At 62.8% G+C, this 11,378-nt stretch carries 11 protein-coding genes; 6 read left to right on the top strand and 5 right to left on the bottom strand.

The features are described from left to right. Nucleotides 1-57: 57 nt before the first annotated feature. The 3 genes from P0D96_RS04430 to P0D96_RS04420 form a co-directional block, all read right to left on the bottom strand. Nucleotides 58-1,488, bottom strand: a complete 1,431-nt coding sequence (locus P0D96_RS04430; protein WP_408280864.1) for an amino acid permease — start codon at nucleotides 1,486-1,488, stop codon at nucleotides 58-60. Nucleotides 1,489-1,726: 238 nt separating this feature from the next. After that, nucleotides 1,727-3,142: an NAD(P)/FAD-dependent oxidoreductase gene (locus tag P0D96_RS04425; RefSeq protein ID WP_207915704.1), complete on the bottom strand. Its 1,416-nt coding sequence runs from the start codon at nucleotides 3,140-3,142 to the stop codon at nucleotides 1,727-1,729. A 13-nt stretch (nucleotides 3,143-3,155) separates the two neighbouring features. Further along, complete coding sequence (locus P0D96_RS04420; protein ID WP_408280861.1) at nucleotides 3,156-3,566, bottom strand: nuclear transport factor 2 family protein; 411 nt, start codon at nucleotides 3,564-3,566, stop codon at nucleotides 3,156-3,158. 343 nt (nucleotides 3,567-3,909) lie between these two features. On the opposite strand from P0D96_RS04420, the gene P0D96_RS04415 reads away from it, so the two are divergent. Genes P0D96_RS04415 through P0D96_RS04400 form a run of 4 tightly spaced genes read left to right on the top strand, consistent with a single transcriptional unit; the run spans nucleotide 3,910 to nucleotide 8,134 of the window. Beyond that, nucleotides 3,910-4,119: a DUF3311 domain-containing protein gene (locus tag P0D96_RS04415; RefSeq protein ID WP_106300676.1), complete on the top strand. Its 210-nt coding sequence runs from the start codon at nucleotides 3,910-3,912 to the stop codon at nucleotides 4,117-4,119. A gap of 12 nt (nucleotides 4,120-4,131) precedes the next feature. Next, the gene (locus tag P0D96_RS04410) at nucleotides 4,132-5,517 is read left to right on the top strand and encodes a sodium:solute symporter family protein (protein WP_408312025.1); all 1,386 of its coding nucleotides are present in this window, start codon (nucleotides 4,132-4,134) and stop codon (nucleotides 5,515-5,517) included. Nucleotides 5,518-5,549: 32 nt separating this feature from the next. Continuing rightward, nucleotides 5,550-7,208 carry an amidohydrolase gene (locus tag P0D96_RS04405; RefSeq protein WP_408312022.1) on the top strand — a complete coding sequence of 553 codons (1,659 nt, stop codon included), beginning with the start codon at nucleotides 5,550-5,552 and terminating at the stop codon, nucleotides 7,206-7,208. Beyond that, the gene (locus P0D96_RS04400; RefSeq protein WP_408312019.1) at nucleotides 7,205-8,134 is read left to right on the top strand and encodes a CobW family GTP-binding protein; all 930 of its coding nucleotides are present in this window, start codon (nucleotides 7,205-7,207) and stop codon (nucleotides 8,132-8,134) included. Before P0D96_RS04405 ends, P0D96_RS04400 begins: the two co-directional genes overlap by 4 nt. 30 nt (nucleotides 8,135-8,164) lie before the next feature. On the opposite strand, the gene P0D96_RS04395 is transcribed toward P0D96_RS04400, so the two are convergent. Next, nucleotides 8,165-8,986, bottom strand: coding sequence for a LysR substrate-binding domain-containing protein (locus tag P0D96_RS04395; RefSeq protein ID WP_408312319.1), 822 nt, complete (start codon nucleotides 8,984-8,986; stop codon nucleotides 8,165-8,167). Between the two features lie 126 nt (nucleotides 8,987-9,112). On the opposite strand from P0D96_RS04395, the gene P0D96_RS04390 reads away from it, so the two are divergent. Next, the gene (locus tag P0D96_RS04390; RefSeq protein ID WP_408175124.1) at nucleotides 9,113-9,964 is read left to right on the top strand and encodes an alpha/beta fold hydrolase; all 852 of its coding nucleotides are present in this window, start codon (nucleotides 9,113-9,115) and stop codon (nucleotides 9,962-9,964) included. A 59-nt stretch (nucleotides 9,965-10,023) separates the two neighbouring features. On the opposite strand, the gene P0D96_RS04385 is transcribed toward P0D96_RS04390, so the two are convergent. Then, the gene (locus tag P0D96_RS04385; protein WP_408312016.1) at nucleotides 10,024-10,428 is read right to left on the bottom strand and encodes a VOC family protein; all 405 of its coding nucleotides are present in this window, start codon (nucleotides 10,426-10,428) and stop codon (nucleotides 10,024-10,026) included. A gap of 453 nt (nucleotides 10,429-10,881) precedes the next feature. Between P0D96_RS04385 and P0D96_RS04380 the strand changes: the two genes are divergently transcribed. Further along, on the top strand, nucleotides 10,882-11,307 hold the full coding sequence (locus P0D96_RS04380; protein ID WP_408249109.1) for an organic hydroperoxide resistance protein: 426 nt from the start codon (nucleotides 10,882-10,884) through the stop codon (nucleotides 11,305-11,307). Nucleotides 11,308-11,378: the final 71 nt, after the last annotated feature.

Genomic DNA, 11,378 nt, shown 5'->3' with positions numbered 1-11,378 from the left:
CTTTCTTTTTTCGATACAAATCATCTCGTTTTTTACAACCGACGCGCCATTCTCATATCAGTGATGGTGGTGCCGGTACTCCAGCGTGTCCGGTTCGCTGAACCCGGCGCCCGTCTTGCGGACGCGCAGCAGATAAGCGAGAAGCAGCACGCCGAGGCTCGCGACCCCGAACCACAACGGCTGACGCTGCTCGGGAATGAACGCCATCGCCACCAGAATGCCGACCATGCCGATGATCGCGACCCACGTGAGATACGGGTAGCACCACATCCTGACGCGCAGTTTCTCTGGCGTATCCCGCTCGATGCGAGCGCGCAGTTTCAGTTGCGATATCGCGATCAGGACGTAGACGAAAATCGCCACCGTGCCGTACGAATTCACGAGGAAGGCGAACACCGTATCCGGCGACACATACGACATCACCACCGACGCGTAGCCGAACACGGTGCCAATCAGAATCGCGCGCACCGGCACGCCGCGGCGATTGACCTTGGCGAGCGCGGCAGGCGCGTCGCCATGGCGCGTCAGCGCGAAGATCATCCGCGACGCGGCGTAGAGCCCCGAATTGAGCGCCGACAACACCGCGGTAAGCACGATCGCGTTCATGACGCTGGCGGCGGCCGGAATACCCATGGCATCGAGCGCGCTGACGTACGGCGTCGCCATCTTCGGAGAGTTCCACGGTACCAGCGCGACGACGAGCAGGATCGAGCCGACATAAAAAACCAGCACGCGCGTGATCACCGAGTTCGTCGCTTTGGCGACGGCCTTGGCCGGCTCCTGCGCTTCAGCCGCCGCGATCGTGACGATCTCCGCGCCGAAGTAAAAGCCCGTGGCGGCGACCGCGCCGCTCAGCACGGGTCCGATGCCCTTCGGCATCAAGCCGCCGTGCGAGAGCAGCGTCGGCAGCACGGCGGTGACGTGCTTCGCCGCGGGCCACAGTCCCAGCACATACATGCCGCCGAGAAACAAAAACACCATGATCGCCGCGACCTTGATCGACGCGAACCAGAACTCGAATTCGCCGTAACTGCCGACTGAGACCAGGTTGGTCGCCGTGAGCGTCACCAGCAATACGAGACTGATCGCCCACGCGGGGACATCCGGCAACCAGAACTGCACGAGCTTCGCGCCCGCCACGGCCTCCACCGCGACGACGATGACCCAGAAATACCAGTACATCCAGCCGGTCAGAAAGCCCGCGAGATTGCCGGAGGCGCGCTTGCCGCCGAACGCCAGCCGCGCGTATTCATAGAACGAGCCGACGGCCGGCATCGCGCAGGCCATTTCGCCGAGCATCCGCATGACCAGCACGACCAGCGCGCCGGTGATCAGAAACGACAGCACCGCCGCGGGGCCGGCCTGTTGCACGACCACGCCGCTGCCGACGAAGAGCCCCGCGCCGATCACGCCGCCGAGCGCGATCATCGTCATGTGGCGCTGTTTGAGGCCCGCCTTCAATTCCGTTGTATCTGTAGATCGCTGCATGTCACCTCCACGTTCCGTTATCCGATCGCGGACCGGGCCGGTCTGCCATGCAGCCGCCCAGGTCCTGCCGTCTTCAAGACTGGATGAGGCGAGGACGCCCATGCGTCTCGCCCTATGATTTTTTATGAAGCACCGCGTAGCCTGGGCGCATGGTGCAAGTGTGCGCCGTTTGCGCCGTGCGCGCGGCAAGTTGCGAGTTCAGCGCCGCATGCGCGCGGGCGAATCTTCGCCCGCGGCATCAGGGCTTTTCGTCGCGGCGGAAATAAAGCTGATACAGCATCCGCTGGCCGATTCGCCGGAATGGCGCAAACGGGTGCCCCGGCAAGGGCGACGTGAAGATCGGCAGCGTCTGTTTCGCGCCCTTTCCCGCGATGCGTTCGGCGAGCCGCCGCCCGGCCTGCTGCGAATACGACACGCCGTTGCCGCCGTAGCCGAGCGCGTAGTACACCGTCTGCATCGGATCCGGTTGATACACGCGCGGCATCATGTCGTGGCTGACGTCCACCCAGCCCCACCATGAATAATCGATCGCGACGCCGCGCAAGGCCGGAAATTTGCGCAACATGCCTTCCACCAGCAGATCGTAGTGGCGCGAATTGGGCGCGTCGGCGCCGGTGATCGCGGAACGGCTGCCGATCTGCAAGCGGTTGTCAGGCAGGAAGCGATAGTAGAAGCGCAGCGTGCGTGTATCGGTGAGCACCTGGGTCGTGCGAAAGTTGCACGCGTCGATTTCCTGCTTCGTGAGCGGTCGCGTGACCATTGAATTCGACAGGATCGGCATGATGCGGCTGCGCAGCGAATTGTGCAGCGTTTGCGCCGTATACGCGCCCGTTGCAATGCCGACCGCGCGCGCCCGCACGATACCGCCAGGTGTGCGCAAATGATGCACGCCGTTGATCGTTTCCCAGCCGAGCACGGGGCTCGCCGGATGCACCTTGGCGCCCGCTTCGCGGGCCAGCCGCAGATAGCCGAAGGCGAGCTTCAATGCATGAATGCCGATGCCTTCCGGCTCGTGCAGCGCGCCGGCCGCTTCGTGATCGTTGACGTACTCGCGCTGGAAGGTCTGCTTGTCGATCAGCTCGGACGGATAGCCGAACACGTCTTTCCAGACCTTGGCCTCGGCCGCCAGCTTCTGCATGATGCGCGGACGGTGCGCGATCAGAAAGTGGCCGCCGGGTTGCGGATCGCAATCGATCTCCGCGATCAGCGACTTGAAGTTATCGAAACCTTCCTGAATCTCGTCGTGCATTTTCAACGCGACGTCTTTACCCCAACGTTCGATCCATTGGGAACGCGACAACCGGCCCGAGGCATTCTGACCTTGCCCGCCGTTGCGGCTGCTGCAGCCCCAGCTCGTCTTGTTGGCTTCCAGCACGACCGCCTTGATGCCGTGCTCCCGCGCGAGACAAAGCGCCGTGGCGAGCCCGGTATAGCCGCCGCCGATGATCGCCACATCCACGTCGACATCCGCCGTGATCGGACCATCGTCTTCGGGCGGTGTGCCCGCGGTCGCGACCCAGTAGGTCGGCGCGTATTGCTTGCCCCAGCCCGGTCCCGGCGACACCAGCGGGTCGTACGCCGGATCGTAGCGCGTATCGTCTTCGCGGCCGGACGGCATGCCTTGCGCGACGCGTTCGATTTCACTGTGCTCCATGTGAAGCTCCCGATCAGCGTGCGAGGTTCTGCTTCGGACGTTCCTTGCGGAAGGCCCGCTTGACCGCGATGAGGCCGTCGCGGAACTCGAACAGGTCACAACCTTCCGCCTCGATACGCCAGCCTTCCGCGTGCGTTCCGGTGAACACCCACTCGGACACGCCGTGTTCGCCGCTCACGTAGTGGCGGCCCTTGCCCCAATGCGCGTCGGGAAAGGTCTTGAAGACCGCTTCAAACGCCGCGCGGGTCGCGTCGCGGCCCACGAAGCGCGTGCCGAAGACTTCCGGACCGCCTGCTGCATCGAACACGCAATCGTCGGTCATGAAGGTCATCAACGCATCCGCGTCATGACGATTGAACGCATCGGAAAACGCGGCCAGCGTCTCGGCCGTGACGTGCTGCAGCGGGGTCTGTGTTTGAGCCATTGCTTTCTCCTCCTGGATGACTTTCGCTTTCGTTTCGATAAGGCATGAGACGCAGCCGGCGGCTGGCGATCCGTGAGGAAATTGTAGGCAGGGGGTCTGTCCGACGGGTAGGTCCAGTGCGGTGCTTTCGCCTGGTGCAGCGAGTACGGACGCGGGTTTCGCCGTATCCACGGCATTTGCTGAATTGGACTCATAGACTCCCGGCAACTGGCTCTATGGTTCTATTTTTTTGTTCGGCAACACTGAGGGTACTGGCCGTTATCTTCACCGATTGCCTGTCCTTGCGCGACTGCCAGAGCTGTTGGCCGCGCCTGTCCACGACTTCACGCTGCGAGGAGTTAAGGTGCTCAAACTGTTTATCGGACTCGGCATTCCCTATCTGGGCGTGGTCGGCCTGCTGCCGTGGGTGGCGTCCGTCGACCGCTTCGTATTGGGCGTGCCGTTCATCTACGCCTGGATCTTCGCGTGGTTCATCCTCACCTCCGGGTGCCTGATGATCTGCTGGCGCGTGTTCGACTGCCGCCACGACGAGTCCCACCCGCAAAACCGCTAAAGGAGTGTCCGGATGGCCACCGCAGTCTTTCTCGGCTTTCTCGCTTTCTCGCTCTACCTGGCGATCCGTTCGAACAAGGGACGTGGTCCGCAAAGCGTGCATGACTTCTTCGTGGCGTCGCGGCAATTCGGCGCCTACCTCGTGTTCTTCCTCGCGGCCGGCGAGATCTACAGCATCGGCACGATGGTCGGCTTTCCGGGCGGCATCTATGCCAAAGGACCGACCTACGGCGTCTGGTTTCTCGGCTACATTCTGCTGGCCTATCCCGTCGGGTATTTCATCGGTCCGAAGATCTGGCAAGCCGGCAAGCGCTATAACGCGATCACCCTGCCCGATCTGTTCAAAGGACATTTCCAAAGCCGCTCGCTCGAACTGATCGTCGCGGGCTCGGCGATCGTCTTTCTGCTTCCGTGGGGGCAGTTGCAGTTCACCGGACTCGTGGCCGCATTGAACGGTCTCGGCTGGAACTTCAAACCGCTGTATCTGATCCTGTTTGCGGCGTTGCTTGCGTTCACCTATATCGCGATCGCCGGCGTGCGCGCATCGGCGTATATCGCCGTGCTGAAGGATATCCTGATGGTCGTCGCGATCGTCGTCACCGGTGTCGCTGTCTCGATGGAAGTCGGCGTGACCGATGTGTTTCATGCGGCCAGCCTGCATGTGAGCAACCGGATGAATTCGCACCAGTTGACCTTCTCGATGAGCACCATGCTGTTCCAGTCGCTCGGCTTCTACGTCATGCCGTTCGCGGTGCAGAACTTCTTTACCGCGAAAAGCGCGAACACCATTCGCCGCACGCAGGTCGCCATGCCGCTTTACATGCTGATGTATCCGTTTCTCGTGGTCGCGTCGTACTATGCGATCAGTCAGAACCTGCATCTCGCGTCGCCCAATGAAGCATTCTTCGCTGCCGCGATCCGGCTGTTGCCGGGCTGGCTGCTCGGACTCGTCGCCGCCGGCGCGTCGCTCTCCGGCTTGCTCGTGCTGGCCGGCATCTGTCTCGCAATCGGCCCGATCGTCACACGCAATCTCCTGCCGGGCATGCCGGAAGCCCGCCAGAAGACGAGCGCGAAAGTGGTGATCGTGCTGTACCTGCTGGTGTCGATCGTGATGACGCTGCTCACGCCGAATCTGATGCTCACGCTGATCAACACCACGTATTACGGCGTGACGCAGTTTTTCCCCGGCGTGATGGTCGTGCTGTTCGGATTGCGCGTGCGGTCGTCCGCCATTGCGTCTGGCATGTTGACCGGGCAGGTTCTCGCGATCATCCTGTACGTATTGCAGATCGACCTCGGCGGCTTCAATCTGGGACTGGTATGCCTCGGCGTGAATCTGCTGGTGCTGACGGCGGTGAACCTCACCGCGAAACCGAGCCGCGCGCACGCGCTCGGTTGAAACCGAGCTGAACGAATTTCAATCACTGCACTATGACTCGACGAGAAGAGCAGCACCCGACACAAGTGTTCGTTGCGAAGAAGATCGTGACGATGAATCCCATGCAACCCTATGCGACGCACGTCGCGATTCGCGACGGCAAGATCCTCTCGGTAGGCGGCGCTGACGACGTGAAGCAATGGGGCGACGCGGAAATCGTCGATACGTTCAGCGACAAAGTGCTGTTGCCCGGGTTTGTCGAAGGCCATTGCCATCTCATGGAAGGCGCGATGTGGGACGCAGTCTATGTCGGCTACTACGACCGCCGCGGCCCCGACGGCCGGCGCTGGCCCGGCCTGACGACGCTGGACGCCGTGATCGAGCGGCTGAAGGCGGCCCAGGCGGAGATGACCTCGGCCGATGCTCCGTTGCTCGCGTGGGGCTTCGATCCGATCTTCTTCGGCACCCAACGCCTGAGCGTGCGCGAGCTGGACACGGTGTCGGCCAGGCGGCCCATCGTGATCCTGCATGCGAGCGTGCACCTGATGAACGTCAATTCGGCGATGCTGTCTCTTGCAGGCATCGACGAGGAAACGGATATCGACGGCATCGACAAGGACGAGAGCGGACAGCCGACCGGCGAGTTGCAGGAGTTCGCCGCGATGTTCCCGGCCTACCGCGTGATCGGCGCCGGTCTCTCGATCGCCGCGAGCGAAAGCACGAAGGCCATCTGGAATTTCGGCCGGGTCGCGCAACTCGCCGGCGTGACGACCGCGACCGACCTGGTCAATGACTTCTCCGAACTGGGCAACCGCAACCTGCGCGAAGTCACCGCCAACGAGGATTTTCCGGTGCGCATCGTGCCCGCCTTCGCACCGCAACGCAGTCCGGAAGGCGGCGCGCAACAAGTGCTCTCCGCGATGGAAACCGCGACACCGAAGCTGCACTTCGGGCCCGTCAAGTTCATCGTCGACGGATCGATTCAGGGCTTCACCGCGCGCCTGAAATGGCCCGGCTATCTGAACGGCAAGCCCAATGGCTTGTGGCTGATTCCGCCGAGCCAGTTCGTCGACGTGTTCACGCCGTTTCACGAAGCCGGCCTGCAACTGCACGTGCACACCAACGGCAACGAGGCGACCGAACTCGTGCTCGATGCCTTCGAGCGGCTTCTCACGCTTCATCCGCGACGCGATCATCGGCATACGCTGCAGCACTGCCAGATGGCGGACGCCAGCCAGCTCGCCCGGGCGGCGAGCCTCGGGCTGTGCATCAATTTCTTTTCGAACCACATCTACTACTGGGGCGACGCGCACTATACGCAAACCATGGGCGCGGATCGCGCGAATCGCATGAACGCGGCGGAGTCGGCGCGCCGCCTGGGCATTCCGTTCGCCTTTCATTCCGATGCGCCCATCACGCCGCTCAATCCGCTCTTCACCGCATGGTGCGCGTCGCAGCGCGAGACCGCGTCGGGCCGCGTGCTCGGCGCGAATGAACGCGTGCCGGTTGCCGACGCGTTGCGCGCGATCACGCTCGGCGCCGCCTACACGCTCAAGATGGACCATCTGGTGGGCAGTATCGAAGTCGGCAAATTCGCGGACTTCGCGGTGCTCGCCGAAGACCCGGCCGAGGTCGCGCCGCAGCGTCTCAGGGATCTGGAAGTGTGGGGCACGGTGCTCGGCGGACGCATCTTCCAGGCGCCGGTGGGATGAGTGCGATTTCGCTCGTCGTCATTGGCGGCTATCTCGGCGCGGGAAAGACGACACTGCTCAACCATATTCTGAGCAACGCCGGATCGCGGCGCATCACCGTGCTCGTCAACGACTTCGGCTCGATCAATATCGATGCTTCGCTGATTCGCCAGCGCACCGACGACGTGATCAATCTGGAAAATGGCTGCGTGTGCTGCTCGATCGGCGGCCGGCTGGTCGAAGCGCTGCTTGCCGTGAGTTCGCGCAGCGACGCGCCCGATCTGCTGATCATCGAGGCGAGCGGCGTGTCCGACCCGGTGCGTATCGCGCAGATCGGCTTGCTCGACCGCGCGTTTCGTCTGGACGGCATCGTCGTGCTGGTGGACGCGGAGCGCGTCGAAGAGACGCTGGCCGATCCTTATGTCGGCGACATCGCGCAGCGGCAGATTGCGGGTGCCACGGCCATCGTGCTGAACAAGATGGATCTGCTCAGCGAGCCTTCGCGCGAGGCTGTCAAAGCGCGCGTCGAAGCGCTTGCGAATAGCCGTGTCATCGTGCAAGCGACGCACGCAGCCGTGCCGCTCGGTCTGATCTTCGACCGGCATGTGCTGCCCGCGCGCAACACCGGCGCACTGCCGCTCTCCGCCTCTCCCACGCCGCGCGATTTGTGCAGCTTTTCGTTTACCACCAACGCGTGCCTGAGCCGCAAGAAGCTGAAGGAAGCGCTGCGGAGTTTTTCGGCGAAGCTGCTGCGCGCGAAAGGCTTCGTGCGCCTGGAAAGCGACGGCGCGTTGCATGAGTTGCATGTGGTCGGCAATCGCGTCGTGCTCAGCGTGTCGTCGGCCCGCGCTTGCGCGGAATCGCAGATCGTTCTGATCGGCATGTTCGATCGCCAAGACGAGTTGCACGCGCGAGCGGCGCTCAAGGCCGCTGAAATCGGGCAATGATCTCGGGCCACTGACCCGAATGCCGGAAAGCTAGCGCCTCAACTCCGAAACGATCTTCTCCGCCAGAAAATCGCACGGCGGACGATTCGAAGCCGTACTGCGCGCCAGCACCATTTCCAACGCGGTGATCTCGGGCAAGCCGTGCGCACGTCCAAGCAGCGTGAAGTGTGCCGGCACCGCGCATCGCGCGAGCGGAACAATCGCCAACCCCGCTTCGGCCATCGATAGCAGGCCCAGCAGACTCGGACTTTCATACGAGGTGCGGTAGGGAATCTTCGCCCGCTCCAGGCTGCGAATTGCGTTCTCGCGCGCGACGCTGCCCGGCAGGAACACGGCGATCGGTAACGGCCGCTCGCGCCATATTTCATCGGCACTCGGCGCCGCCGCCCATTCCATCGGCTCGAGCCGGATGAATTCGCCTGACAAGCCCTTGACTCGCGTCGCGCACACGAGATCGACCGAGCCGTCTTTCACCATCGGCGCGAGTGCCACGCTCGGCAAACCGACGACCTGAATCTCCACCTTCGGATAGGTCGCGGAAAACTTCTTGAGGATCGGCGGCAGCAGCGACGACGCGTAGTCGTCCGGCACGCCGATGCTCACGCGCCCGGTCACGTCCGGCCGGACCACCGCCGCCCACGCCTCGTCGCGCAATGCGAGCATGCGGCGAGCGTACGTCAGCAGCACTTCGCCGTCCTGCGTCGGGACCACGTTTCTCGGCTTGCGCACGAACAGCGGCTTGCCCAGCGCGGTCTCGAGCGTCTTGATCTGCATGCTCACCGCCGATTGCGAACGATGCACGACTTCCGCCGCCCGGCTGATGTTGCCGGTGTCGGCGACGGCGACGATCATGGTCATCACGTCCAGGTCGAGGGCTTTCAATGGGTCTGGTATCAGAAAAGTAGATAGATTCGATCAATATTACGCGATTTTCTAAAGTAGCGACATGGGGCATAGTGGCCGCAAAGGAGCCAGTCCATGAACGCCCGTACCGACCTCTCAGTGCTTGCCGTACCCGAACTGTCGTTTGCGACCATCGCATCGGGCATCTGCGTGCCGTACGTCGAGTGCGGAGAAGGCGAGCCGCTCGTGTTCGTGCACGGCTCGCTGTGCGACTATCGCTACTGGAATGCCCAGACCGCAGCGCTCTCGCAGCATTTCCGTTGCATCTCGGTGAGCCTGAGCCACTACTGGCCGGCGAGCGAGGCGTGCATCCAGGGCGAGTTCGGCTGGCAGACGCACGTCGCCGAGCTGGCCGAGTTCATCGAGGCGATCGACCTCGGGCCCGTCCATCTGGTCGGCCATTCGCGCGGCGGCTGCGTGGCGTTTCATGTCGCGCGCGACTATCCGCGGCTCGTGAAGACGCTGACGCTCGCGGACCCGGGCGGTCCGCTGCAGATCGACGGCATGCCGGACGCGATGCTGCCGGCCACGACCAATGTGCTGCGTGCGCGCGTCGCCGAACTCATCGAGAGCCAGCAGATCGATGCGGGTCTGGAGCTTTTCGTCGATTCGGTGAGCGTGCCCGGATCGTGGCGCAAGAGCCCGGTTGCATTCCGCACCATGGCGATCGACAACGCGGGCACGCTGCCCAAGCAGCTCCGCGATCCATTGCCCGCCTATTCCCGCGAAACCGCGCGCGGCGTGAAGTGCAGGACGCTGCTGATCGACGGGCAGCGCAGCCCGCGCATGTTCCGCAACAACGTCGAAAAGCTCGCGGAATGGATCGACTATGCGGAGCGGCAAACCATCGCCGGCGCGTCGCACGGCATGAATGTGTCGAACGCCGGCGCTTTTAACCGGCTCGTGCAGGCATTCGTCAGCTTCTGATTCCGGCGTTTCGGTTCAGCATTCGGCATTCAGCATTCGCGGCAAGATCGCCGAGAAGGTCAGAGGTCGAAGGTGCCGCGATATTGCTCGTCGGCATCCGAACGCGTATTGATTTCGACGAGCACGCCGCCGGGTACCTCGCAGAAAAATCGCGAGCCGCGTTCATGCTTGAAGACGCCGGTTTTCATCACGACACCCGCGGCGGCCATCCGCTCGTAAAGCCCGCGAACCTCGTCGAGGGACGCCAGTTCGAAGCCGATGTGAAAGTTGTGAGGCCATTGCACCGGATGGTCGGCGGCATCATCGATCACGATGTCGAATCCGGGGCGTTTCAGAAACCAGCTCGTTCCTCGCGCGGCAACCGTACAGCCTAGATGGTCCTCGAAGAAGGTGGCGGTGGCGCTCACATCGGATGAAGGGAAGCTCACGTGATTGAGCTTCATGGCGGTCGTGATATCGGTCATGTCGATCTCCGTTGAATCGGATCGCTCGTTGCGTTCCGTACGGAGGATATTACGAGTAAAAGCTCACATTCAATACTCGCATCACCGTGCTCGTGCCATGGGTCGCGCAGGGCCGCGCCACGGGCGTTTCCGGCTGTGCGATGCTAGCGTGTGCGTGGCTTGCTCGCGTTTCGTGCCGGTTGCTGCGACTACCTCGCTTCCAGGAGATGCTTGCGCTGTCGGGGTAGACGACCGGTTGGGGTTGCTTCGTGATTGTCCGGTCGACACGACTGTTGCGTTCGTACTATCGTCTTGATCAAGCATGCACACGTCGCTTGATCGAGCGGCCCGGCTCGCACCGAGCGCGTTCGCGTCGCTTTGAGTATGCTTGTGCATGACGCTTCACGGCGCGGCCTTCAACTTGCTGACGCACCGGGAAGTCTTCGACCACCCTGACACGTAAAGGAGTCTCGAATGTCGATTGAAAAAGTCTTGTACCGTGCTCATGCGCACGTCACCGGCGGGCGCGACGGGCGTGCGACGGTTCCCGAGAGCAACCTCGATCTCAAGCTGACCACGCCGAAGGAGCTCGGCGGCGGAGGCGGCGACGGAACCAACCCCGAGCAACTCTTCGCGGCGGGATATAGCGCGTGCTTCATCGGCGCGTTGAGGGCGGTCAGCGCGCGCGAGAAGATCGCCTTGCCGAAGGACGTCGCCATTGACGGCAGCGTCGGCATCGGACAGATTCCCAATGGCTTCGGCATCGAAGTCGAACTGAAAATCTCGCTGCCGGGCATGGACCGCGCAGAGGCGCAAGCGCTGATCGACAAGGCACATGTGGTCTGTCCTTATTCGAACGCGACGCGCAACAACATCGACGTCAAACTGACGCTGGTCTAAGCGGTACGTCAACACGCGCTTTTTTGTGCAAGCAGCGGATGCCGTGTCGCGTAGAGCGGCACGGCATCCGC

This window comes from Paraburkholderia sp. RL17-347-BIC-D, from assembly GCF_046027915.1.
Lineage (GTDB): Bacteria > Pseudomonadota > Gammaproteobacteria > Burkholderiales > Burkholderiaceae > Paraburkholderia.
Note: the sequence above shows the minus strand (reverse complement) of the source record. Positions and strands in the feature narration are given on the sequence as shown.

Bases quoted from the DNA above. Each gene is read 5' to 3' on its own strand.
- P0D96_RS04430 (WP_408280864.1), bottom strand. From the start codon at position 1,488: ATGCAGCGATCTACAGATACAACGGAATTGAAGGCGGGCCTCAAACAG.
- P0D96_RS04425 (WP_207915704.1), bottom strand. From the start codon at position 3,142: ATGGAGCACAGTGAAATCGAACGCGTCGCGCAAGGCATGCCGTCCGGC.
- P0D96_RS04420 (WP_408280861.1), bottom strand. From the start codon at position 3,566: ATGGCTCAAACACAGACCCCGCTGCAGCACGTCACGGCCGAGACGCTG.
- P0D96_RS04410 (WP_408312025.1), top strand. From the start codon at position 4,132: ATGGCCACCGCAGTCTTTCTCGGCTTTCTCGCTTTCTCGCTCTACCTG.
- P0D96_RS04405 (WP_408312022.1), top strand. From the start codon at position 5,550: ATGACTCGACGAGAAGAGCAGCACCCGACACAAGTGTTCGTTGCGAAG.
- P0D96_RS04400 (WP_408312019.1), top strand. From the start codon at position 7,205: ATGAGTGCGATTTCGCTCGTCGTCATTGGCGGCTATCTCGGCGCGGGA.
- P0D96_RS04395 (WP_408312319.1), bottom strand. From the start codon at position 8,986: ATGATCGTCGCCGTCGCCGACACCGGCAACATCAGCCGGGCGGCGGAA.
- P0D96_RS04390 (WP_408175124.1), top strand. From the start codon at position 9,113: ATGAACGCCCGTACCGACCTCTCAGTGCTTGCCGTACCCGAACTGTCG.
- P0D96_RS04385 (WP_408312016.1), bottom strand. From the start codon at position 10,428: ATGACCGATATCACGACCGCCATGAAGCTCAATCACGTGAGCTTCCCT.
- P0D96_RS04380 (WP_408249109.1), top strand. From the start codon at position 10,882: ATGTCGATTGAAAAAGTCTTGTACCGTGCTCATGCGCACGTCACCGGC.